Source organism: Azospirillum sp. 11R-A (assembly GCF_049472615.1).
GTDB classification, from domain to species: domain Bacteria; phylum Pseudomonadota; class Alphaproteobacteria; order Azospirillales; family Azospirillaceae; genus Azospirillum; species Azospirillum palustre.
The window spans coordinates 41,676-63,412 of record NZ_JBCEBL010000028.1 but is presented as its reverse complement, the minus strand read 5'-3'; the positions used below and the strand labels follow the sequence as shown (position 1 = coordinate 63,412).

26 protein-coding genes and 2 pseudogenes are annotated in these 21,737 nt (G+C 64.8%); 15 read left to right on the top strand and 13 right to left on the bottom strand.

Annotation, left to right across the window (positions count from 1 at the left end; translation table 11 throughout):
* Positions 1 to 246 precede the first annotated feature (246 nt).
* Entirely contained in the window at positions 247 to 1,359 is a 1,113-nt protein-coding gene (locus VH569_RS28265) for a response regulator (RefSeq protein ID WP_423319798.1), read from the top strand.
* 95 nt (positions 1,360 to 1,454) lie between these two features.
* Here the strand turns inward: VH569_RS28265 and VH569_RS28260 are convergent, their stop codons facing one another.
* From VH569_RS28260 to VH569_RS28240, 5 genes are all read right to left on the bottom strand, one after another.
* The gene (locus tag VH569_RS28260; RefSeq protein ID WP_143273067.1) at positions 1,455 to 1,706 is read right to left on the bottom strand and encodes a hypothetical protein; all 252 of its coding nucleotides are present in this window, start codon (positions 1,704 to 1,706) and stop codon (positions 1,455 to 1,457) included.
* 236 nt (positions 1,707 to 1,942) lie between these two features.
* Complete coding sequence (locus tag VH569_RS28255; RefSeq protein ID WP_423319796.1) at positions 1,943 to 2,230, bottom strand: hypothetical protein; 288 nt, start codon at positions 2,228 to 2,230, stop codon at positions 1,943 to 1,945.
* 75 nt (positions 2,231 to 2,305) lie between these two features.
* Positions 2,306 to 2,605: a hypothetical protein gene (locus VH569_RS28250; RefSeq protein ID WP_423319794.1), complete on the bottom strand. Its 300-nt coding sequence runs from the start codon at positions 2,603 to 2,605 to the stop codon at positions 2,306 to 2,308.
* 210 nt (positions 2,606 to 2,815) lie between these two features.
* The gene (locus tag VH569_RS28245) at positions 2,816 to 3,007 is read right to left on the bottom strand and encodes a hypothetical protein (protein WP_423319792.1); all 192 of its coding nucleotides are present in this window, start codon (positions 3,005 to 3,007) and stop codon (positions 2,816 to 2,818) included.
* 94 nt (positions 3,008 to 3,101) lie between these two features.
* Positions 3,102 to 4,028, bottom strand: coding sequence for a hypothetical protein (locus tag VH569_RS28240; protein ID WP_423319790.1), 927 nt, complete (start codon positions 4,026 to 4,028; stop codon positions 3,102 to 3,104).
* A 341-nt stretch (positions 4,029 to 4,369) separates the two neighbouring features.
* Between VH569_RS28240 and VH569_RS28235 the strand changes: the two genes are divergently transcribed.
* Positions 4,370 to 4,792, top strand: coding sequence for a hypothetical protein (locus VH569_RS28235; RefSeq protein WP_423319788.1), 423 nt, complete (start codon positions 4,370 to 4,372; stop codon positions 4,790 to 4,792).
* A 36-nt stretch (positions 4,793 to 4,828) separates the two neighbouring features.
* Here VH569_RS28235 and nhaA read toward each other — a convergent pair whose 3' ends face one another.
* From nhaA to VH569_RS28215, 4 genes are all read right to left on the bottom strand, one after another.
* Positions 4,829 to 6,166, bottom strand: a complete 1,338-nt coding sequence (gene nhaA / locus VH569_RS28230) for a Na+/H+ antiporter NhaA (protein WP_098735075.1) — start codon at positions 6,164 to 6,166, stop codon at positions 4,829 to 4,831.
* A gap of 118 nt (positions 6,167 to 6,284) precedes the next feature.
* Positions 6,285 to 7,013 (bottom strand): YsnF/AvaK domain-containing protein, encoded by a 729-nt coding sequence (locus tag VH569_RS28225; protein ID WP_423319786.1) that lies wholly within the window; start codon positions 7,011 to 7,013, stop codon positions 6,285 to 6,287.
* Between the two features lie 55 nt (positions 7,014 to 7,068).
* On the bottom strand, positions 7,069 to 7,467 hold the full coding sequence (locus VH569_RS28220) for a YsnF/AvaK domain-containing protein (RefSeq protein ID WP_423319784.1): 399 nt from the start codon (positions 7,465 to 7,467) through the stop codon (positions 7,069 to 7,071).
* A 38-nt stretch (positions 7,468 to 7,505) separates the two neighbouring features.
* On the bottom strand, positions 7,506 to 8,054 hold the full coding sequence (locus VH569_RS28215) for a hypothetical protein (protein ID WP_423319783.1): 549 nt from the start codon (positions 8,052 to 8,054) through the stop codon (positions 7,506 to 7,508).
* A 344-nt stretch (positions 8,055 to 8,398) separates the two neighbouring features.
* Here VH569_RS28215 and VH569_RS28210 point away from each other — a divergent pair, with 344 nt between their 5' ends.
* The 4 genes from VH569_RS28210 (at position 8,399) to VH569_RS28195 (ending at position 11,455) form a co-directional block, all read left to right on the top strand.
* Complete coding sequence (locus VH569_RS28210; RefSeq protein ID WP_423319781.1) at positions 8,399 to 9,592, top strand: sensor histidine kinase; 1,194 nt, start codon at positions 8,399 to 8,401, stop codon at positions 9,590 to 9,592.
* On the top strand, positions 9,589 to 10,236 hold the full coding sequence (locus tag VH569_RS28205) for an exopolysaccharide biosynthesis protein (RefSeq protein ID WP_423319779.1): 648 nt from the start codon (positions 9,589 to 9,591) through the stop codon (positions 10,234 to 10,236). The genes VH569_RS28210 and VH569_RS28205 overlap by 4 nt, the downstream gene beginning before the upstream one ends.
* 590 nt (positions 10,237 to 10,826) lie before the next feature.
* The gene (locus VH569_RS28200) at positions 10,827 to 11,132 is read left to right on the top strand and encodes a hypothetical protein (protein ID WP_423319778.1); all 306 of its coding nucleotides are present in this window, start codon (positions 10,827 to 10,829) and stop codon (positions 11,130 to 11,132) included.
* A 125-nt stretch (positions 11,133 to 11,257) separates the two neighbouring features.
* A complete protein-coding gene (locus tag VH569_RS28195) occupies positions 11,258 to 11,455 on the top strand; it encodes a hypothetical protein (protein WP_423319777.1) in 198 nt (65 codons plus the stop codon).
* Positions 11,456 to 11,510: 55 nt separating this feature from the next.
* On the opposite strand, the gene VH569_RS28190 is transcribed toward VH569_RS28195, so the two are convergent.
* Together VH569_RS28190 and VH569_RS28185 are read right to left on the bottom strand one after the other, a co-directional pair.
* Positions 11,511 to 12,797: a type II toxin-antitoxin system HipA family toxin gene (locus tag VH569_RS28190; RefSeq protein ID WP_423319775.1), complete on the bottom strand. Its 1,287-nt coding sequence runs from the start codon at positions 12,795 to 12,797 to the stop codon at positions 11,511 to 11,513.
* The gene (locus tag VH569_RS28185; protein WP_376967798.1) at positions 12,794 to 13,084 is read right to left on the bottom strand and encodes a helix-turn-helix domain-containing protein; all 291 of its coding nucleotides are present in this window, start codon (positions 13,082 to 13,084) and stop codon (positions 12,794 to 12,796) included. The genes VH569_RS28190 and VH569_RS28185 overlap by 4 nt, the downstream gene beginning before the upstream one ends.
* A 148-nt stretch (positions 13,085 to 13,232) precedes the next feature.
* On the opposite strand from VH569_RS28185, the pseudogene VH569_RS28180 reads away from it, so the two are divergent.
* From VH569_RS28180 to VH569_RS28165, 4 genes and pseudogenes are all read left to right on the top strand, one after another.
* Positions 13,233 to 13,670: pseudogene (locus VH569_RS28180) on the top strand (IS6 family transposase); the annotation flags it as partial.
* A gap of 251 nt (positions 13,671 to 13,921) precedes the next feature.
* The gene (locus VH569_RS28175) at positions 13,922 to 14,392 is read left to right on the top strand and encodes a hypothetical protein (RefSeq protein WP_423319773.1); all 471 of its coding nucleotides are present in this window, start codon (positions 13,922 to 13,924) and stop codon (positions 14,390 to 14,392) included.
* 269 nt (positions 14,393 to 14,661) lie between these two features.
* Positions 14,662 to 15,054 (top strand): annotated as a pseudogene (locus VH569_RS28170) (transposase); the annotation flags it as partial.
* A 213-nt stretch (positions 15,055 to 15,267) separates the two neighbouring features.
* Positions 15,268 to 16,176: a helix-turn-helix transcriptional regulator gene (locus VH569_RS28165; RefSeq protein ID WP_423319771.1), complete on the top strand. Its 909-nt coding sequence runs from the start codon at positions 15,268 to 15,270 to the stop codon at positions 16,174 to 16,176.
* A gap of 64 nt (positions 16,177 to 16,240) precedes the next feature.
* Here VH569_RS28165 and VH569_RS28160 read toward each other — a convergent pair whose 3' ends face one another.
* On the bottom strand, positions 16,241 to 16,513 hold the full coding sequence (locus VH569_RS28160; RefSeq protein ID WP_423319769.1) for an XRE family transcriptional regulator: 273 nt from the start codon (positions 16,511 to 16,513) through the stop codon (positions 16,241 to 16,243).
* 219 nt (positions 16,514 to 16,732) lie between these two features.
* Between VH569_RS28160 and VH569_RS28155 the strand changes: the two genes are divergently transcribed.
* The 3 genes from VH569_RS28155 to VH569_RS28145 all read left to right on the top strand — a co-directional run bounded on the left by VH569_RS28155 (position 16,733) and on the right by VH569_RS28145 (position 18,898).
* Positions 16,733 to 17,434 (top strand): TlpA family protein disulfide reductase, encoded by a 702-nt coding sequence (locus tag VH569_RS28155; RefSeq protein ID WP_423319768.1) that lies wholly within the window; start codon positions 16,733 to 16,735, stop codon positions 17,432 to 17,434.
* 360 nt (positions 17,435 to 17,794) lie between these two features.
* Positions 17,795 to 17,956 carry a hypothetical protein gene (locus VH569_RS28150; RefSeq protein WP_423319766.1) on the top strand — a complete coding sequence of 54 codons (162 nt, stop codon included), beginning with the start codon at positions 17,795 to 17,797 and terminating at the stop codon, positions 17,954 to 17,956.
* A 78-nt stretch (positions 17,957 to 18,034) separates the two neighbouring features.
* Complete coding sequence (locus tag VH569_RS28145) at positions 18,035 to 18,898, top strand: IS5 family transposase (RefSeq protein ID WP_423319764.1); 864 nt, start codon at positions 18,035 to 18,037, stop codon at positions 18,896 to 18,898.
* A 130-nt stretch (positions 18,899 to 19,028) separates the two neighbouring features.
* On the opposite strand, the gene VH569_RS28140 is transcribed toward VH569_RS28145, so the two are convergent.
* Complete coding sequence (locus VH569_RS28140) at positions 19,029 to 19,862, bottom strand: helix-turn-helix domain-containing protein (protein WP_423319763.1); 834 nt, start codon at positions 19,860 to 19,862, stop codon at positions 19,029 to 19,031.
* Between the two features lie 21 nt (positions 19,863 to 19,883).
* Here VH569_RS28140 and VH569_RS28135 point away from each other — a divergent pair, with 21 nt between their 5' ends.
* Positions 19,884 to 20,405, top strand: a complete 522-nt coding sequence (locus VH569_RS28135; protein ID WP_423319762.1) for a hypothetical protein — start codon at positions 19,884 to 19,886, stop codon at positions 20,403 to 20,405.
* A gap of 340 nt (positions 20,406 to 20,745) precedes the next feature.
* Positions 20,746 to 21,675, top strand: coding sequence for a recombinase family protein (locus tag VH569_RS28130; protein WP_423319760.1), 930 nt, complete (start codon positions 20,746 to 20,748; stop codon positions 21,673 to 21,675).
* The last annotated feature ends 62 nt before the right edge of the window (positions 21,676 to 21,737 follow it).

The following is a 21,737-nucleotide window of genomic DNA, read 5'->3' as shown; positions in this document are numbered from 1 at the left end:
GGCGTTCGGAGTCATGTGGTCCAGGACTCTGGAGGGCGGTTGCACCGGCCACGGCGCAGGCCATGGTGAGACGGGTCAGCACGGCCCCGCGCATCAGGCTGGCTTGTCCCGGCGGCGCTCGGCATTCGTCCAGCGCAACTGTTCGCGCAGCACGTCGGCACCATGGGGGTATCGCCCGTCGTTGGAGTGGAGCAGCGTGGTCATGGGCGTTCCTCCGGTCGGTGTGCGGATGGCGGGATGCCTGCCATGGGCGGAATTGCCGAATGCGGAGTCTCGGTGGCTGCCCTTGGAACTCCGGCGGCGCCGGAACAGGACCAGCGGACAGTACAGGGTTCCCCCGCCGCTGATTGTGCCAGCACGGCGCTGGCGAAGCCGAGGCGTTCCGTTGCTCTGGCTTCGCGAACGGCTTGCGGTGCCCAGCTGACGCATTCGCTGCTCGCCTTCGCCCGGCGTCAGATGCTCACGCCGAAGCCGGCACACATGCTTCCCCTTATCGCGGGCATGCGGCCCTTGCTGGAACGCACGCTGGGCGGCCTGATCCGTTTCGACATCGATGTTCCACCGGGCACGGCGCCGGTGATGGTCGATCCGGCGCAGCTGGAATCGGCGATCCTCAATCTGGCGATCAATGCAAGGGATGCGATGCCCCAAGGCGGGGTTCTGACCTTGCGTGCCGACAACATCGCCATCAGGCGGCAGGGCGAACCGGGATGCCCGGCGGAGTTGGCACCCGGCGACTATGTCGCGATCAGCCTGACCGATACCGGCATCGGCATGGAGGAGGCGACGCTGGCCAGGGCCTTCGAACCCTTCTTCACCACCAAGGGTGTCGGTGGGGGCTCGGGCCCCGGCCTGTCGATGGTCTATGGCATGGTTGCCCAATCCGGCGGCGGCGTGACGATCGCCAGCAAGGTCGGCAAGGGGACCTCGGTGACCATCTTCATCCCGCGCGCGTCGGAGGCGCGGGCTTTGACCCAGGAGCCGCCGTCCGAGACGATTCCGGGGGACGGTGCCGTAGTGCTGCTGGTCGATGACGACCTGCTGGTCCGGGCCGGTGCGGCGGCCGTCCTGAAGATGCTTGGGTACCAGGTGATTGCCGCCACGAGTGGATTGGAGGCATTGAAGGTTCTTCAGGAGCGGATGCCGGTCGATGTCATGATCACCGACTATGCCATGCCGGGCATGAGCGGCGTCGCCCTGATCCAGGAGACCCGGCGTCTTGCGCCGTCGCTGCCCGTTCTGCTCATCACCGGCTATACCGACAGACCGGAAGGGATCGAGCGCTGCGCGGTTCTCCACAAACCCTTCAAACCACAGGCTCTGGCGGAGCAGATCGCGACCCTTCTGAGGGTGAGTTGACCGGCACCCAAGGGGGGAGGCCGATCCCTAAGCTGGAACGGCACGATATCAGGCAACGCATTGTGATGATGCGACTGCGCGTAAAGCAGGATCATTCATGACTGTGCGTTATTCCGACGCTGACGCTCCTGCTGGTGGTGGCGCCTGTTGACGATGCTGTCAACAGCCGAACCAGGATGGATAACCACCAGAATCTCATCTTTCGAATGCTCTTCGATGTCTCCAAAAAGATGGCTTGAATGATCCTTCTTCAGCCAATAATCCGGATATGGCTCCCAAAACTCGAAACCGTTCGCACGCAGGAAATGAACGGCATTTGCCCGGCTGTCGAAAAGATGGGTTTCCATGATGACCTCACAATGAAGGTTTCTCACATTATATGTGCGCTTTTATTAGGATTTATGAGGTGTAAGATCAGATATTTTAGGGGACGAGGTCGGGCTGTTTGCAAATTTTACCTATTTTCTAATATATCTGAAGCCTGCTTGGGCCCTTCTGCGTGGTGCGAGACCGTAAACCGCCCGATGCATCGGAGTTGGCGGGAGTGTCCGACGGACAATGGCCATTCCGACAAATCGTCCGGTCAATTGAAGTCGATGTTCGACAGCGCATCCGGGCACTTGACTGCCAGCATGGCGAATGCCCGGTCATGCCGCTGGGTCAAAAGGGAGAGCTGGACGATATCCTGCTTGGTCGCCGGCTGTTCGCTATGCCGTTTAAAATCCTGGACGGCTTGCTCGAACAACTTCTTCGTGTTGATGACTTCATCCACCAGCTGGTCGCAGGTCGCATTTCCATAGGTGAGCGCAGAGGCTCCACCGGAGATGACGCAGATCAAGGCGGTGAAAACAACGGCTTGGGCCTTAAACATGCCTTCCTCCCATGGTCGTGATGGCCGCTTTATTGGCGCCTGGAACACACCTCCGTTGCGGGTGTGAGCCCCCCGTCACCGGCGCTCCAGCGTGCCTTGGCGGCGGCCATCACTATCCCGGATGACCAGTTCATTCTTATTGAAGCCGGGCACGACATTGCCGCTCCGGCGTCCATTGCTGTCACGCAGCACATGGCTGCCGCCAACCTCCTCCTCGATCCGCCCGATGGGCCGGCCCTCACGGCTGCGCACGACACCGGCGCCGTCGACATAATTGCCCGGATCGAAGAGAATCGTCGGGTCGCGTTCGTCGGCGGAAGCCGCAGACGCGCCACCCACGAGCGTCAGGAGCAAAAGGACAGCGGCGGCTTTCATTTCGAAAAGGTCCTTGTCAGCCCGGTTGATGTCAGCCCGGCTGGGCAACGATCCTCCTGTATGTGGCGATCGTCAGGGATGAGCTGTGAGGTTCCGGCATGTCCTCCTTTGCCGGCTTCCCGGCGGCCGCCTCTTGTGAACTCTGTCATCGCATCCCGATGGGGACTTGCGACCGAAGGGGAATGCCGGGGACGAGCCGCGGCATGGCGATCACGGACGGGTCCGCAGCATTATCCAGCGCATCATTGCACTGGCCGGATACATCAAGGCGAAGCAGAGCGTCGACCAGGCGATCTCCACTGCCAGGGGGGAGGTGCCAGGCTTCACCCGGATCTCCGCCTCAAGCAGACCAACAATGCTGACAAGCAAATATGTGCAAGCGCAAAACCAGACAAGCGACATGATCCCTCCACAAGGAGACACCATGTCGCTTCACCATTAACGAAACGCCAACGTCAAACCCGCTATCCCGAATCAATGGCGTCGATCCGCGGCGTCAATCGGCAATTGCCGAATGCTCATGCCGCTGGGTGCCCAGGCGGCCGCCGACCGCGGCGGCCACGGCGCCCAGCAGCAGGGCGATGGTGCCCCAGATGCCCGCGGCGGACAGGGTGTTGCTGGTTGCCTCTGCCGCGTTGGTCGCCGTCTCGGTGGCCTGCTGCTTGGCTGCGCCGAACTGCTGCTCGACCTGCTGAAGCCGCTGACGCGCCTGATCCTCGGGGACCCCGGCCTGTTGCGCAATGATGGAAACCGCCTGCTGACGCGCCTGATCCGCCTGCGGCCCGCCAGTCGCCATCGTGGTCAGGGCGCTGAGCAACTGGGTGCGGGCATCGTCGCCGCTGCGCTGTTGATCGACCGGGCGCAAAAGGTCCTCGGCCCGCCGCCGCAACTCCTCGGCGGACAGTCCCGATGCGCGAACGACCTCCGGAACAGCCTGTTGCACCGTCTGCGCCACGCCCGAGGTTGCGCTGCCCAGCGCACTGAACGCCCCACCTGTGATGCCACCCAGCGTGGTGGTCACGAGATAGGCGCTGATCAGCAGCGCGAAAGCCCAGGTCAGCAGACCATGGATCAGGCCATCGCCACGGACCGCCACCCCGGCAAGCCGGGCCGCCACATAGCCGCCGATGCCAAGCGCCACCATGTAGCTTATCGTCCACCACAGTCCCGCGCCGATCCCGAAGGAACTCGCCTGCGGCAAACCTTCACGGCCCGCGGCGGGATCGATGGCCGTCATTCCGATGCCGAGCCCGAGCATGCTCAGCAGCAACTGGATCGCCAGGGCGAGCACGACGCCCGCAAAGACGCCCGCCCACGATACGCGGCGATGAACACCCGGCCTCACCTCCACGTCCGAACCGGTCAGAATTGTGCGGTGCGGTGCCGCGTCGGGCGCCGTGTAGACGCCTTGCTTCGTGATCATGGTCGTGGTCCTTGGACCTGGGGGGACGCAAAAGTCTGGCGTCTCCGTCGGCCAGGATGACAAATGGCCGGATGGAGAAGCATGAGGCGTCGGACACTCTTCAACCACTCAACATCAGATGTGTGATGATGGTTCCCTGTGATGATGACAAGTGGATATCGCCGTCTCACGCGTTTTCATGACAAGTTGCAAACATAATTTTTTCGTCTTTAATCTCTATTATGAGTTCTATTTATATACAAAATATGACAATGTCGAAGCCCTATAATCACGACAGGTTGGTGATATAAGATCGAAATGACACATATAATGGATGAAAACTTTTTCACGGGGAGGCTGACATGCCATTGCGCGCCGAATACACCCTGCACCATTCCAACTTGGGCGATTTCCTCTCTGCTCCAGTTTGGATGGAAAAGAATGGAACGCCGCTCAGCGTCCTCTCGGCACTGGCTCGGCTTGACCTCGATCCCTGGGCCGAAGGATCTCGCATGGCGGCGTTGTCAAAGGATGCGGCGACGTCACGGCTTGCCGCCATCCTTCGTCAGCTTCCTGAGAAACAGCCTGGGACAACGGACACCGACAGGATCGCGGATCGTCTCGTGGCGCTTTTGCCCAAAGAGGGAGCTGCCGCGATCACCACTGCCATGCCGATCAACGACATCGCCGGTCGGATGGGCGGTGCAATTGGCGGCAACCGTTGGATCATCCTTGCCTTGGCGGCGCTCCTTGCCGCCCTGGTGACGAACGGGCTGTGGTTCTGATCCGGGCGGCTCTGAGACAGGCAGCCGAAGGAGCCATCACGGCCGCTTGTCCGTCAGCGCCGTCTGTCGCCTTGCGGAGGTCAACCAGGTCAGCGCCAAGAGGCCGCATCCTGCCGAGACGATGGAGGCGGCCAGGATGCCGAGCTTGGCGGCACCGATCAGGGACGGGTCGAACGCCAGCTCGGCAATGAACAGCGCCATCGTAAAGCCGATGCCCGTCAGCAGCGAACCGGCAGCGAGAAGGCCCCAGGACAGTTCCGCCGGGAGAATGGCCAGGCGCAGCGTCACGGCCACAACGCTGAAGGTCACCACCCCGACAGGCTTGCCAAAGACGAAAGCCAGCAGAATTGCCAGGGTCAGGGGGGCGTCGATCCCTTCGGCCGACAGCGGCAGACCGGCATTCGCCAAGGCGAAGAGGGGCATGATCAGGAAGGCGATCCAGGGATGCAGCAGGATCTCCAGGCGTTCGATTGGAGACAGCGCCTCACGGGTCGCGACGCCGGCCCGGCGCAGGTCGTGACGGTCGGCCGTGTCGCCGCTCCAATGCTCCCCCGGCGGGTAGGCGGTAACGCGCCCCAGGATGCTGCGCAGGCGGTGATCGCTCACCCAGCTGCGCGCCGGCGTCATCAGGCCGAGAAGGACACCGGCCAGCGTCGGATGGACGCCCGAAACGTCCAGAGCCAACCAGATCGCTCCGCCCAGCGCGAAATAGGCCGGGAGGTTGCGGACGCCTGCGCGGGCGATGCCCGCCACGACGCCAACCCCCAGCCCGGCCAGTCCGAGGGCCGCCGGATCGAGCGCGCTGCCATAGCCGATCGCGATCACGAGGATCGCGCCGATGTCGTCGAAGATCGCCAGCGACAGCAGGAATAGCCGAAGGCTGTGGGGGATGCGCGTCCCGAGGACTGCCAGGCAGCCGATCACGAAGGCAGTATCGGTCGCTGTGACCGCCCCCCAGCCATGAACGCTGTCCCCGTCACCCACCACCAGAAGGAAAAGGGCGGCGGGCACGATCATTCCACCCAATGCCGCGGCGATCGAAAGCGCGGCCATCCGCGGACTGCGGAGCTCGCCCAACACCATTTCCCGTTTCAGCTCAAGCGCGGCGACGAAGAAGAACAGCGTCATCAGTCCGTCGTTGATCCAGTGCTTCAACGACCGGGAGAACTCGATGGCGCCCAGATGAAGTCCGGCCTGGGTCTCCCAGATGGCCAGGAACGGTGCGGACCATGGGGAGTTGGACAGAAGCAGGGTCAGGGCGGTGCACAGCAACAGGGCGCCGCCGGCCGCCGCCTCGATCCGCAGGAAACGTGCGAGTGGCCTGGTGATGCGATCCACCGGCTCTTTCGGCAGCCTCCCGGCCTCCTCGCTCATGTCTTTCGATCTTGCATCGGGGGTGCCGGATGCCGGATGGCCACCCCGGCTTATGTCCGGGATGGCCGTCGGAGGCGGGCGGTTCACGTCCGCCCTGCCACGCCTTGTGTGCTTCGGGTCAGCGCTTGTTGCCGGACTTGCCGCCGACCGGCTCCACCTTGACGTCGGTGCGGCGGGCGACGGCCTCCACGGTCTTTTCCCGTTCGGACGCCGTCTTGGACAACACGACCTCCTCGACGACGCGGGCCTCCTTGGTGATCTCCGGCATTTCGGAGGTCGCCGTCAGTTCGACGGTCTTCTCACCGAAGGCGGCCTTCTCCTCGTCGGGGCTCAGGGGGCGGTCAACCTTGCGGTGTTCCACATCCACCGTCTCGTCGCGCAGCGTGACGGTGTCCTTGACCGGCGTCTCGGTGACCTCGGAGGTGAGCTTCATCCCACCCTTGGAAACCCGGCGCTTGCCGATCTCAACCTCCTCCTTCACCGATTGGAGGGTCTCCTGCTCGACAGTGCCGCCATTGCGCGCCTTTTGGGCCGGCTTATGCGCTGCGGGTGCGTCGGACAGGTCGATGGTCCCATTCTCGTCGAGAATCGCCTCCGCCGCGTCGGCATCCTGATCGGCGATATCGGCCGCAACCAGAGTGTGGCCCTGACGGAGGGCAGCGCCATACTTGTCCGCCAATTCCTTCTCGAAGCCGTGCCCCAGCAGGCTCTGAGCGGCCTTGTCGGCGCTGTTGGCGCCATCGAAGGTCTCGATGTCCGTTTCCTGGCAGCCCGCCGCGATCAGGGCCTGGAAGGCCTTCTTGGCGGAACCGGTTTCCTTGTAAAGTCCAACGACGATCGTGCTCATGATGTTCTCCGATAGGATTTCGACTGTTTGGGATTTTTGAAGCGGTCCGGGCCGGTCAGGCCTCTGAGTCGTTCGGCGCGGGATCCTGGTCGATCACCACGTCCTGATGGCGCAATGTGACGTGTTCGGTCATCCTGCGGCTTTCGGTGCGGCGGGTGATCCGGACCTCTTCCACCAGCTTCAGGCGGACCTCCACGACGGCCACCTCCTCGATCACCGAGATGACGGTGGTGTCGCCATCCTGGCGGTCGGGGATCGGACCATCGACGAAGCGTCCAATGGGCACCCGCTCGACCACCAGCGTCTCCACCGACAGATCGGCTTCGACCGGCTGTTCCCGCTCATGGCTGAGGGTGCGGGCGCGGACGGTCCCGGTGACCTGCCGGCGCTTGGCGACGCCCACCTGCTCTTCGACGGTGAGAAGCGTCTGCGTCTCGTTTTCCGAACTGGTCAACGGAGGTCCTCCTAGGGCTTTTTGGCAGGCCGGCGGCGTCAGGCGTTGGGATGCGGCGCGTTGTGCTTGGCATCCTGGGTCAGACGGGACGCGGCCTGGGCGACGCGGACATTGACCTCGAAGAAGGCCAGCCATCCGCCGAGCAGGTAGCGGTGCCCCGCCGTCACGATGTCCTGCGGCCCGCGGGCCTGGAGCATGCTGCCCATCATCTCGTTCTGACGCTCGACGGCCTGGTTCATGAAGGAGACGGCTTCCGAAAAGGCCGTTCCATAGCCTGCCATCAGGGCGCCGCCGAGTGCCGTCGCCTGACCGCTCCCGCTATCGAGGCCCTGGTTGAATGCGCGATTGAACCTTTGGCCGGCAGCCTGGACGGTTTCAGGAAATCCCTGGTTGCCCGACGTGCCGGGCAGCGTCGGCGGCCAGGGCCTCGGCTGCTGTCCGAAGCCACGGTTGGCTTGCGGCGCATGCTCCTCGCTGGCGCTTCGGATGGTGGTGCCCTTTGACCCATCCTTGCCCGCCGGGATTTCGTCGCTTGCGCTGCGAATGGTCGGGCGAGTGGTGGGGGTGGGTTGCGTGCCGTCGTCCATATCAAATCCATATCTGTTCGGGTGGGGTGTCGGGGAGCGCTGTGCTCGACCTTAATGACTTAGCCTTATATTATGCCGCACTGCAAAAATACAACGTCGCAAGAAATATAATTTGAAAAAACACGCGATTAATCGCAAAATAATAAGGAGGTATTCTTTTGATGATTTGGGAGTTTATATTGTACGTATGCAGAAAGCTTATGAAAATTCTGCAGGAGGCAATTGATATATTTTTCTATATAATGGACAGTGCCGTGAAGGGCCTCTGCCACTTATTCGTCTGAGAACGCTGCACCGTGCAGCGATACTCTTTCAGTAGAAGCGAATGGACCAGGGAGCGTTGCATGCCCGGTAATTCCCGCGACCAGAAGGACGCAGAGAAGATGGTCAATGAGGAGGAGGCGCGTGGCGGTCCCTTCGTGGTGGCGGCGGAAACGACCCTGATGCCGATGCTGATCGCCGATCCGACCCTGCCGGACGTGCCGATCGTCTTCGTCAATGACGCGTTCATCAGGCTCGGCGGCTACGCACGGGAGGAGGTGCTGGGCAGGAGCTATCACCTTCTGTCCGGCTCCGACACCGATCCGGAGGTGGCGCGCGCCATCGACCTGGCCCTGCGCGCCGGGGAAGCCATCGTGCGTCCAGTGCAGCTCTACCGGAAGGACGGCAAGGAACTGTGGGTGCTTCAGCATGTCGCTCCCGTCTTCGAGGAGGACCGCATCCGCTATCACTTCGCATCCTTTGTCGACATCACCGCGCGCAAGGCGGCGGAAGATGAACTGCGGCAACTCAACGAGGCGCTGGACCGCCGCGTCTCGTTGCGTACGGGCCGGCTGGACGAGCTGAACCGCCAACTCGCCGCCGAGGTGGAGCGCCGCATCGACGTGGAGCGGGTGCTGCGCAACACTCTACATGACAAGGACATGCTGCTGCGCGACAAGGACGACCTGATGCGGGAGGTGAACCACAGGGTCAAGAACACCTTGCAGATGGCTTCGTCCTTCCTGCGCATCCAGCTGGGCACCACCCGGAACCAGGAGCCGGCCGTGCAGGATGCGCTGCACAGCGCCGTGGAGCGGCTGGACCGCATGGCCGAGATCCACGAGAAGCTCTACCGGGTGCAGGGGTTGCAGGAGATCGAGTTCGGCGGCTATCTGGGGATGCTGTGCCGTGATCTGCTGGCGTCCTTCGAGACCGAACAAGGCCTGCAGGTGGTCTTGGATATCGACGCCGACGAAGCGTTTCTGAAGCCGGACCAAGCCATCCCGCTCGCCCTGATCGCCAACGAGGCGATGATCAATGCGTTGAAATACGCGTTCCCAGGCGGTCGATCCGGCCGCATCGCCGTCTCGTTCCGCCATACCTCGCGCAGTCTTCTGCGCATGGGCATCGCCGACGACGGCGTCGGCATGCCCGAGACCCGGCGCTCCGGTTCGCTCGGTCTGACCTTGATGGAGTTGCTGGCCGGGCAGATCGACGGCGGCGTGACCGTCCGGTCCGACAAAGGCACGACCGTCACGGTGTCGATCCCGGCGTGACCGGCCCGGTGCCGGCTGCCGGAAAGGCCAGGAGCGATGCCGCCATGGACCCGGTCATAAACCAGCATATCCCGACATCCGAGGTTCTGCGTGGCTTGCTGGCCGAGGCTCCAGCCGACTGGGTGTCGTTCGGCTGGTTGCTGGACAAACTCCACAAGCGCTCCTTCGGTATCGTTCTGCTGCTGCTGGCGCTGATCGGGCTGGCGCCGGGAACGTCACCGGTCGTCGGCCTGCTGCTGACGATCCCGGCGATCCAGATGATCCTGGCGCGCGAGAGTCCAGCCTTCCCCCGGATCATCGCTTCCCGGCGCTTTTCGACACGGCGTCTGGTCCGTTTGGTCGATCGTGCCGTGCCGGTGTTGAGGCGCATGGAGACGGTCATACACCCGCGCTGGAAGACTCCGTTCGAAGCAACGACGCGTGTGGTCGGGCTTGTCGTTCTCGCGCTGACAAGTGTCTTCTTCGTGCCGGTTCCCCTGAGCAACGTCGTTCCGGCCGTGACGATCATGCTGATCGCCCTGGCTTATCTCGAGGAGGACGGGGTGTTGCTGGCCTTGTCCCTGACGGCAGCCGCCGCCGTGATCCTGGTCGGGGCTTTCACCATCTGGCAATCGGTCAAGGCGGTCCGGTTCATGGCGTCTTGAGCCGAGCATCGCAACGACGTCGCCGCGACCTGCCCCGATGGAGCAGGGGAAAGGATCGCGCTCCGAATTGTGTCAAATAAAAACGTATATGAATTAAGAAAAATAAAGTGTACACGACTTCATGCCAAATGAGTTTTAATATAAATATTTGAGGTTGATCATTGCTATATAAATTATCAGCGCCATATTCATTATGAAACCCGTAACAGGAGGTTGCGATGACGCACAGGAATACGACGCTATCAGAGTGGACTGCTTCAGAGCGTGCAGCCTGGGCTTTGTCCGCGCCGAAATGGAAGAGTATGGCCTATCTGACACTTGGCATGTCAGTCGGCTTTCTTGCAGGGTTGGCGTTCTCGGGCTTCAGCGGATAGCGTGTCTGCTGCAAGATGAACCTCCTGCAAAGACGACGGCTGCGTTCGACCACCCGGAGAGCATCTGCAGGACGCCATCCGCCGCAAGCCCGTCACTTCGAACGGGCACATCCCGCCTCTTCATCGAGATGCGATTATCGGGTCACTCGTCAAACCGGCGGTCTGACCTGGAAGGTACCTTCAGAAACCGCCGGACACGCATGGGAGCACCGTTCGATGAGCACCGCATTCACCCGCACAACTACCAGGACTGTGACGTTCACCGGTCCCTTCGAATTGAATGGCATGGACGGAGTGCAGCCGGCGGGGAGCTACGTCGTGGAAACCGACGAGGAGTTGATCGACTCGCTCTCTTTCCCTGTGTATCGCCGTACTGCGACCTGGATCCATCTGCCACATGCCGATGGACGCTTCAATGGAGGGTCGGGCATGGCGCAGACAGCGCTCATCGACCCGGATGAGCTGGACAGGGTTCTGGCGTCGGCGGAAACGGAAACCCAGCACAGTTCGCAGGGCACGTGAAACAGGGGTAGGACCGGTCGGGTGCCTTCACCCTCATACCGGGATGACTGTTACGGCGAGGAACACACAAGAGCGGTGTAGTCAGTCCAGGTCTTATTGGACCGTACCAGAGAGGAGAAGCCGTTATGCAAGCCACCCACCTAAGCAAGCGCTCATCGTCGGTCCATTTTCTACGCGGGAAGATGTTCATTCAGACCGCTTCGGCGCTCCCGGTTGCCGTGAGCATTGCCGATGAGCGGCAACGCCGGCTGGAACGTGGCGCCCGGCTTCGTGGCTGGGACGACGACGGTGGTGCGCAGCCGCAGGATCACGCCAAGGAGTGAAGCGCGACTTTGTTGCGCAAATCGGCGCGACGAGTCCACGGCCGGCCCGGCGGTTTCACCGCGGATGCTCGTCCTCGGCGTCTTCCTCGACGTGGGCGAGGAGCCGCACGACGGTCCGGCAGCGGGCCTCGATCGCCGCGGCGAACTCGCCCAGCAGCGGGTGGTCCCCGCCCGGCATTGCCCTGACCGCCCCGACCGCCTCAGGCAGCTCCCGCCGAACCCGGTCCGCGACCGTCTCGATCCGCCGCAGGATCATTGTGCGGTTGAAGCCGCACTCGTCGGCCATGCGCTGCCAGTGGCGGCCCATCAGGTGGTCGCCGCGACCCTTGCCGGCGATTGTCTGCGACAGGTTCTTCGTGACGTTCTCCCACGCGGCCGCGCACATGAGGTCGTAGAGCGGGGCCAGCGAGGCGCCCCGGCCCGTCAGCAGGATACTGTAGTTCTTGGCGTGGGCGTCGGTGTTGCAGATCAGCACGTTGAAGACCACGGCGTCGAGCAGCCGCATGCGGTCGGCCGCCGTCAGGTGGTCGTCCACCACCTTGAACATGTCCACGAGCCGCGGCCCTTTGATGCCCAAGCGGTTGCGCTCGTACTTCGCCCCAGGCGGCTTGCCGAGCGCCTGGCAGAAGTCCTCCTGGTGGACGCGCAGCCAGCGCCCGTCCCGCTGCACCCGGTCGTAGCGGGTCACCAGAAGGTAGCTCCGCTCTCCCGCCTTGCCCGTCGTCACCGCCGCCGTCTTCAGGTCGCAACGGTGGGCGAGCGTCATGCAGAGGGCCTCGTTCTGCACGCTGCCCCACAGCCGTCGGCGGGCGTCTGGCTTCAGGATGTGTGTGGACGGCGCTCCGTTGACCGGAATTGCCATCCGTCCGTCCGGCAGCAGGGCGACGGGCAGCTTCTCCTGGGCGCCGGCCAGCGACATCGACACGCCGTCCTCGCCCGCCAGGAACGGCTTCGCCGGCAGCTCCTCGATGATCTTCTCAAGCTCGGTCTCGCCGTCGATCGGACGGTAATCGGGGGCCTCCCCCGCGCGGAGACGCCCGATGGTCAGCGCTCCCGCCGTGTCGCGGCCGATCCGCTCAAGGATGCCGATGACGTCCTGCGGCGCGACACCGAGGTTCCGTCCAACGGCGAGCAGATTGGCGTCCTCGGGCAGCAGGTTGGCCAGCCACGGCATCAGGACCTCCGGGCCGAAGGGCCCCCCGCCAAGCGGCATCCCCAGCGATACCGGGAACGCCCCCCGGGTGTTTTGCCAGCGGATGTCGTAGGCGAAGGACGGCCCCTCATCGGCGAGGGTGATAGCGCCGATGACGAGATGTTCGTAATGGACGGGAAGCGTACTCACGCCTCGTCTCCGAGGTCGGGGAGGTCTGGATAGGCATCGCCGGGGCCGAGGTCGGACAGTGTATCGGCAGACGGAACAGGGGCTTGGTCGGTCAACCGGATGCCGACGCCCCTGGCAACGGCGAGGGCCTTGCCGAGCTGGCACGTCGGCTTGCCGCTTTCGAGATCGACGATGAACCGCTCGCCGACGTTGACCGCCAACGCGAGGTCGCGCTGGGTTATGCCGAGGGCCTGCCGCCGAGAGCGGACGAGGCTGCCGAAGCGGCCCGGCGTGTCGATAAATTCCATGGCATGCACCGCTCTTCCCGCTCGGGAAGATGATGCCTCCTTTCGCCCGCGTCAAGGCGGTATCTTACCGAGCGGGAAGAAATGCCCGGTTTGACAGAGTCGGGAGCCGGAAACTTCCCGCTCGGGAAGCCCGGCGCAGTTTCACCGGGGCCAGTACAGGTACCTGTGGAGGGCCGTCGATGATCAGGGCGAGGTGCTGGAGGTTTTCATCCAACGCCGATGGGACAAAGCTGCCGCCGGCAAGCTGATGCGTACGCTGCTCAAGAAGCAGGGCTTTGCCCCGGCCCGGGTTTCCGCCGACAAGCTGCGCTCCTATGGGGCCGCGTTTCGTGAGATCGGCCTGACGGCGCATCATGAACAAGGCCGGCGCCAGAACAACTGGGCCGAAGTCTCGCACCAGCCGCTCCGGCGACGCGCAAGGAAGATGCAGCGCTTCAAGTCTCCAGGCTCAGCCCAGCGCTTCCTCTCTCTGCACGCCGCCGTCAACAACACCTCCACCCTTCAGCGCCACCTGGTCTCCCGCCGCACCCTGCGCACCGCCCGGGCGCAGGCCATGGCCGCTTGGCAATTCGCGATCGCGACCGCGTACGGTCGGCACTGCCGGGGCAGCTCGGTCGCGTGGCTCAGGACGACCTCGAACACGATCACGGCGGGCTGAGCAGGGCGAAGCCGAGCTCCCGAACGCACTGCTCGCGATGGGATTGATCTGCAGCCGCGTGCTGCGGACGGCCGAAATTTTTTCGTGCTGACACGCCGGCGCGGTGCGCTGACCGGGGCGCCTGAGAGGGCACGGGTGGTACCTTCGTCTTGGGGGGAAAATGTCTGGGAGTACCATGCATGGACGCTGAGACGAAGCTCCGCGAGTTCCTCGCACTGATCGATCCTTCCAAGATGCCGGGGCAGCGCCGTCCGAGTCTGCCGTTCCCGACCGCCTTTCTGTTCGGCGAGGGCCGTTTCTGGACGCCGGCGCCGCTGCCGCCCGACATCCCCTTCGGCACGCGGAAGATGTGCTTCCAGAACGCCTTCCAGCTGATGATGTCCAACCCGCGTCGCTACCGTTATGCGGAGGGCTACGCCCTGGAGAGGGACGGTGGCGTCCCGCTCGAGCACGCGTGGTGCGTGACGGAGTCCGGGACGGTGGTGGACCCCACGTGGCGGACGCCCGAACGGACCGCCTACTTCGGTGTCGCGCTTGATGCCATGGTGATTTGCCGCGTGCTCGCAGCGACCGAGACGTACGGTGTGCTTGATTACGCGACGTGGCGGGTTGCCGGACCGATTCTGCATGAGTCAGTCATGTCGGCTTAGGCGCGGATCGGCTGAGGGATGGGCGCCGGCTCGGTTCGGAGCGGCGCCCATCGCTGGTCGGTTTCTTTATCGGCGGACTGGCGCCGCGTGGGTCCTGGCCGACAACGAGGCCTTTGTCTGGAGTGGCACCTTAAAAACAGACCAGAACAAGAACCCATAGAACAGAGCGCACACAGATCATGCGCACGCACGGCGGGCGCGCAGATTGTACCGGGAGTCGCACAATCCGGTCTCGCCCTACCGCTTTTTCAGCATCGCCTGGGAGACCATGGAAGTTGCCCTCGAAACGCCGGACGGCGTGGCTGGTGGTGGCCGATCCGGAGATGATCGATGCCGCCGAGCAATGGTTCGTCGCTGCCCTGCTCATCCGTTCCGAGGGACTCACCAGGGCCATCGAGTTGGCCCGCGCGTTCAGCACCATGGTGCGCCGTCAGCAGGCGGGCCGGTTGGATGAATGGTTGGCCGTGGCGAAGGAAACCGCCTTGGCCGGGTTCGCCGATGGGCTCGCGCGTGATCTCGCGGCGGTCCGCACGGCGCTGTCGCTGCCGTGGAGCACCGGGCCCGTAGAGGGGCAAATCAGCCGATTGAAGACCATCAAGCAAACCATGTGCGGCCGCGCCAAGTTCGATCTGCTGCGTCACCGGGTCCTGGAGGCGGCTTGAACGGCAGCGCTCCAGCCACGCTGTTGCACCGAAAACGCGGAAGGACCAAATTGGGATGTCGCATGACAAGAAGGGACGGTCCATCGGCTGACGCCGAGGTCGCGGCTTCGAAACGTGACCGTGACGATTTGTGTCCCCAAGGGCCTTTCCTGGCGCGGCGGGTGGAAAATATCCAAGCCGAGCCCACCCACGGGCGACACAACGGAGCCCCGCATGACCACCCACTCCACCGCTCACCCCCGGCACGCGTTCCTGCCGGCGTCGGCCGAATCCACCCAGGATGCCGCTCTGTTCAACAACCTGCACCGAGCCCACGAGAACGCCGGTGGCCTGGGGCTCGCTTACCAGGCCGCCGTGCATGGCGCGGCCACCACGACCAACCCCACGCCGACGATGGCGGCGTTGAACGCCCTGTTCCTTGACCAGTACGCACGCGCAGAACCGCATGTCCGGCGGGCGTTCGTCGCCGACGTTCTGACCGGCGACACGGGCGTCGACCTGCCCTTCGCCATCAACGGTGTGCCTTTCTCGATCGACGTGCCTGATGCCGATGAGGCGTTGGCCAGCGTGGTCACCGGCATCGACTGGCACACGCTGGAGGACGAAGACGAGGCCGAGGATCAGGCGGTCGACGTCGCTCAGGCTGTGCTGAAGGCCGGATACCGCCTGTTGAGATACGGGCTGGCCGATGAGGCAACGATGGAGACATACACCGCTCGGGCGCGTCGGCTGCCGAATGTGGCGACCCTCATCGGTCTCGATGACGTTGCTCTCCCAGGCAATGCGCGCACGGTGGCGCGTCGCCTCCTGGAAGACATCCAGGCGCGCCGGAAGCCGGATGCGCTGACGGAAGGGCTGATGCTCGCCCTGCTGCGCTGGATCGACGATAGGGTTCTGGAGACGATGGCCGGTGCGGACGTGTTGAGCCTGCGAGAGGGCGCAGGGCTGACGCAGCAGGCTCTTGCCGATCAGATCGGGATCACGCGCGAGCGGCTCATGCGCTTGGAAGCCGGGAAGGACAGCGTCAGCGCCCGCCTCAGCCGTGCGATCGTCGACGCGTGCCGCACCACGACGGCAACGGGGAGGCCGGCTTCAGCCGAACCGACGGTGAGGGCGGGTTAACCGCGGTCCAGCCGGCACGACCTGCACGGGCTGGCGCTTTGGAGGAGGCGCCGCCCGCGTCCGGTCAGCCTTTGCCATCGGATCGCAGCAGCGTCAATGCTTCGATCTGCAGGAGTGCCACCTCGGCTTCGCGGTCCGTCAACCCGCGCATCACCTCGCGCAGCCGCATGTCGGTGGCGGCCCAGGCCGGCGACACCACGCGGGCACCCTCATCGAAGAAGTCGGTGAGCGGCACATCGAGGTAGCGCGACAGACGGTCGAGGGTCTCCAGCGCCGCCAGAACCCAGCCGTGCTTGATGTTGCTCGTCTCGACGCTGCGGTTAATCGCCGCAGCCATATCCTCCTGGCTGAGGTCCCAGCTCTCCGGAAAGCCCGCAGCCGCTTGTCTATCCTACGTTTCAGCTCGTCGCTCATAAGCCGGAGTGTCTCCGGGTGAGTGACTTGACCGAGAAACGAATTCTTATTACGCAACGGCGACTTGAAATTAAATCCTATCTGAGACCAAACCGCCGCACTGGCTGGTCGAAACACATCATCGAACGCCTGGGACCTTGCCATGACGTCCACCCTCGCCGCCGTAACCCGGATCAACTCCGCCTTGCTCACCATAGGGCCGGCGTTCGCGGTCCTCTTGACGATGCTCCCGGCTTCCCCAGCCCAATCGCAGTCCTACGGCTTCACCGTCGGCGACCGTCTTCCCGTTTTTACCCATCACGGCGAGGATGGCGTCACCCACCACACCGATGAGTTCCGAGGCCGCTGGTTCCTGTTCAAGCGCGGCGCCGACTGGTGCGCTCCGTGCTTGGCGGAACGCCCGGGGCTGGACGCGTTCATGCGGGCGCATCCGGAGGTTCCGGTGGTGATGATGGTGGCCACCAACCGGGCCAGCCCCGCCGGTGCGGATCCGCAACGGCAGATGCTGCGCGACGTTGCCTATCAGCGCAGCCATGGCTTCGACCCGCGCATCGTCGTGGTGCAGGACAGCCGCCAGCCAAACCAGGACGCGTTGCCGGCGCCCAAGGACATCGAGCCGGTGCCACTGACCGCCGTCATCGACCCCAACGGCGTCATCGTCGCGTTGTGGACCTCGACCCACCGCTACGAGCGCTTCTACGACCGCAAGGGCATCACCGGTCGGTCGGAGCCACGGTTCCGCGACTATGTCGAAGCGATCCTGCTGTGCAAGGGGGCCACGCTGCCCTCCTTCGGTGAGGACGCCCGTGCCCTTGTCCCCAACCTCGACGCTAGCTGCTCCTGATCCGTCTGCGACGCTTTGCCAAGGCGCATGACCGATCCATCGCCACGTCAAGTTGGAATTCCCACACATGCATTTTAGGACTGCTTTGAGCCGCATCTCCGCCCTCGGCGTGCTCGCCGCAGCTCTGTCAGCCTGCCAGACCGCGGCCAGCCGGCCGGCCGTCGTTGCTGGGGAAGCGGTCCAGCTGCCTTTCGGTGTCCGGCAAAGGGAACGAAGATCACCTTCCAGGACGGGCGCTCGGCGACCGCTCTGGAGCGGCGGGACGACACCTGCGTCTACGCAGTCGGAACGACAACCGAAGCCCGAATCTTCAGCCTGTCGCGTCTGGACCAGCCTCGTGCCGAAAGGTTTCGCCATGCCATGGCGACGCTCTGGCCACTGGAGGTCGGCAAGCGGGCGGTGGCCGACCATGATCTGATCCTCACCGGCGATGACGACATCGACAAAAAATTCGCCACGGAGATTCAGAACTTGTTTGCAGCGGGACCGTGCCGACCGGGGCTGGGCGGGATGCTACTTTAAGCTGAAGAGGGATGTTGCGGCGGAGGCGCGGTCTGCTAGCTCTGTGAGCTTCGTCCTGACAGTCTGGAACCGCATTCTATGGGCACTGCCGTTCGTCCCGCAAGCACCACGCCAGCGTCCTGGGACGCGTTCTCGGATGTCGAGGCCTTCGTCGAGGAGGTGCTGATCGAGCTTACGGCGATGGCGGCCGACGGCTCCCGCCCGACCCGCTCCGGGCCCAAGCCGGAGCTCACGGGAGCGGTGCTGCGCAAGGCAATCATGGCCATCTGGTGCGTGGCCTTCTGCGGCATGCAGTGGCGAGCTATCGGCCAACTCTCCGCCATTCCGTTCGGCACGCTGTACGCGCTGTTCGCCCGCTGGACCAGGCTCGGACTGTGGCGCCGTCTTCTCGGCCGGCTGCGGCGGACGTGGCGCTTGGCCTGCGGAGATGTGGCCGAGCCGAGCGCGGTGGTGATCGACAGCCGCAGCTGTCCCTCGGCCCCGAGTTGCTTTGCCCGCGGCGTGGATGGCGGCAAGAAGATCCGCGGCATCAAGATCCAGTTAGCGGTGGAGAAGTACAACCTTCCATTGGCCATCGACGCTTCCCCGGCCAACGTGCACGACACCAAGGGCATCGTGCCGGTGCTGCGCCAACTCGCGGAGCAGGGCTTCCAAGGACCGGCCATTGGCGACCTTGGCTATCGGGGCAACCGCCTGGCCAAAGTCGGTGACGGGCTCGGCATCACGATCCAGCCGATCGCCCGCGGTCGCAACGGCGTGTTCATCCCCACCGAAATCGCTTGGGTCGTGGAGCGCTCGTTCTCTTGGCTGTCGCGCTACCGCCGATTGAACACCATCGTTGAGCGGACGAAGGAGCACCTCGTCGCTTTCGTCGAGATCGCCTTCATTTCCATCCTCTCCCGGCGCCTGCAGCGCCTCGCGCCCAAGCAGGTCAACGCATGACGTCTACAAACATGCTCTAATATGATCATTGTGCCTGATCTGGGCTGCATCGGGGGAGGCTCGCGGACAGCGACGGGTCCGTTCACATTGCCGCCGACCGCGGGCCTCCGGCGCCTGTAAGTGCCGCCCGTCACCGGCTTTTGAGCAATCGCTGCACGCGCTCAACGACTCGGTTGGTGTCGGCAAGCAGGGCGTCTAATGCCGTGTAATCCACCTCCAGGCGCTCGAGGCGGGCGGGCACCGGCGGTGGTGGCGGGAGCGGCTCGGTCACGGCCAGCGGCTCCGGCACGATGACCTTCGGCGGCCGTCCCCGCCGGTGTCCGTAGCGGCGCGGCCCGGCGGTCTCGCCGCGGATGCCCTCGGTGGCGGGCAGGCCGTAGAGGCGGTGCGAGCCGCGGCCGGTCACCTCGACGGCGGCCCCGCAGGCCACCAGCTCCTCCATCATCAGCCCGGCGCCGCGGACGCTGCAGCCGAGCAGGGCGGCCATCCGGGCCGGGCCGAGCAGCGGCGTGGCGGCGAGCAGGTCGACGGCGGCCGGCAAACGGCTGTTGGAACGGCGCGGCCCGATGGCGGCGCGGGCCTCACGCCAAGCGTGCTCGAGCCGGCGGAGAATGGCGAGGCCGTCCGTGGCCTCGCGCTCCAGGCTGCGGGCGAAGGCCAGCGTCCAGCCGTCCGGGTCCAGGGGGCTGTCCGGGCGCAGCGTGTCGGCGCCGGCAAGGATGGGGAGCAGGGCGCGGGTGACGCCGGTGGCCTGCAGCGCCGCGGGCAGGGCGGCGCGCACGGCGCCGCGCGGGCGGTCATCGACGATCCACGCCCGCATCGCCCGCGCCAGCACCGGCAGGTGGGCGCCGGGGGCGGCCTGCGTCAGCGCCCACAACGCGTCCTCGGCGAGGCGCCGGTGCTCCGGGGCCTCGGTGGTCTCGTCAAGCTCGCGCGCCGGGCGGCGGTCGGCTGTGGCGAGCATCAGGCCATAGAGCCGTAGGGCGTGGGAGAGCGCATCGAGGTCGGCGCCGCGTTCGTGATGCGCCGATGTGTCCGGCGCGCGCAGGCGCAGCCCTTCGAGGTACGCGGCGAGGCGCTGCGGCTCGACGCGGTGGCCGTCGAGGCCGGCGTGGGCGCGCACCGCCTCCAGGCGCACCCAGTGCTGCCAAGCGCGCAGCAGCGGATGGCCGTCGAGGGTGGCGTCGAGGCGGGCGACCGCCAGGGTGGCGCGCTCGAGGGCGGCGGCGCGGACGGTGGGGTCGGCTTTAACGAGGGCGGAAAACCCGAGCACAGACAATCCTTTCGCGGCGGCCACAGCGTGTCAGGTGGAAGTAAAATAGCGTTTTACTTCATGTCAGTGAATTCCCTTTGTGGGGGCAAAGGCTCCTGGCGCACGGCGGCGGCCGGGGGCACGACCGTCCTGGAAATCTGTCGCTATAAGGCAGTTGATGCGAAAAGTCGGAATCCCGGTGTTCTGGGCTCCCTGCAGCCACTGTTCTGCCCACCGGTTCATGCGAAAAGTTGACGGTTCATGCGAAAAGTCCGCCTGCCAGCCGGGGTGGCGGCTTCATCCCCTTGGAAACACGTGAACAATTGTGAGCAGTGCGGTCACTGTCCCAGTGCGACCTGCTTCCATGACAGCCTTGATCACGAGGCACAAGGCGAGGGAGCGGCTTGGCGTCTTGTCGCGTGGCATCGGCCGGCTGCGGATGCGAGCGGCAGGAGCGAGGCAACCCAGCTTGACCGGGCCTGGTCCAGCAGGCCGCTGTAAAGAAAACGGACTGCGCTGAAACGGTCGTTTACTCTAGTCCTCACAGACTTTACAAAAGGGGCATCCGGACGCTTTTTTCAGCTTGGAATCCGCCATGGCGCTCATCGGCTACGCCCGTGTCTCGACCGACGATCAGACCACCGCCGCCCAAATGGACGCGCTGCACGCCGCCGGCTGCACCACGATCTTCGAGGAGAAGGCCTCGGGCGCCTCGCGGGCCCGGCCGGAATTGGCCCGGACCCTGGCCCGCCTCGCTCGGGGCGACACGCTGGTCATCTGGAAGCTGGACCGCCTCGGCCGCTCGCTGTCGCATTTGCTGGAGGTGATCGAAGATCTGCGTGGCCGCGGTTGCCACTTCCGCTGTCTCACCAGCCCGATCGACACCGCCAGCCCGCATGGCACGCTGGTGCTGCAGATGCTCGGCGCCGTGGCCGAGTACGAACGTTCGCTGATCCGTGAGCGGACGCGGGCCGGGCTGGCGGCCGCCAGGGCGCGGGGCCGGATCGGCGGCAACCCCAAGCTGAAGCACGGCGACACGGTGACGGCGCAGCGTCTGGCCGACCGGCAACGCCAACTCTATCTGCTGGAGCTGACCCGCACGGCGGAGGAGTGGCTGCCCACCGTGCAGCGGCTTCGGCCATCCCGCTCCTGGGCGGCGGTGACGCGCGCCGTGAACGCCAAGCTGCCACCGGGTCGGCATTGGACGGCCGAACGTTTGCGTCGGGCCGTCCGCGCCTTCGTCGATGAAGGGCTGGCCGATCGGGCGTTGCTCGACAAGGTGCCGTCGGTGCGGGGGGACGACCGGCTGATGGTGCTGGTGGCTGGCATCGCCCGGGCCAACCCGAAGCTCTCGCTCCGAGCAATCGGCGCCCAGTTGGAGGCGATGCGGGAGACCACGCCACGGGGTGGGCGCAGCTGGGCGGCGGCGTCGGTCAAGAACCTGCTGGATCGCGCCCGCGCCCAGGGGCTGCTGCCTGTCGCCCCCTCAGCCGACATCAGTGATCTGGCGGCGAGCGGCGGATAGCTGCCCTTCAATCACCCAGCTCGGTTCGTGTTCTCAGATAGGAATCTGACGGCGCTTACCGC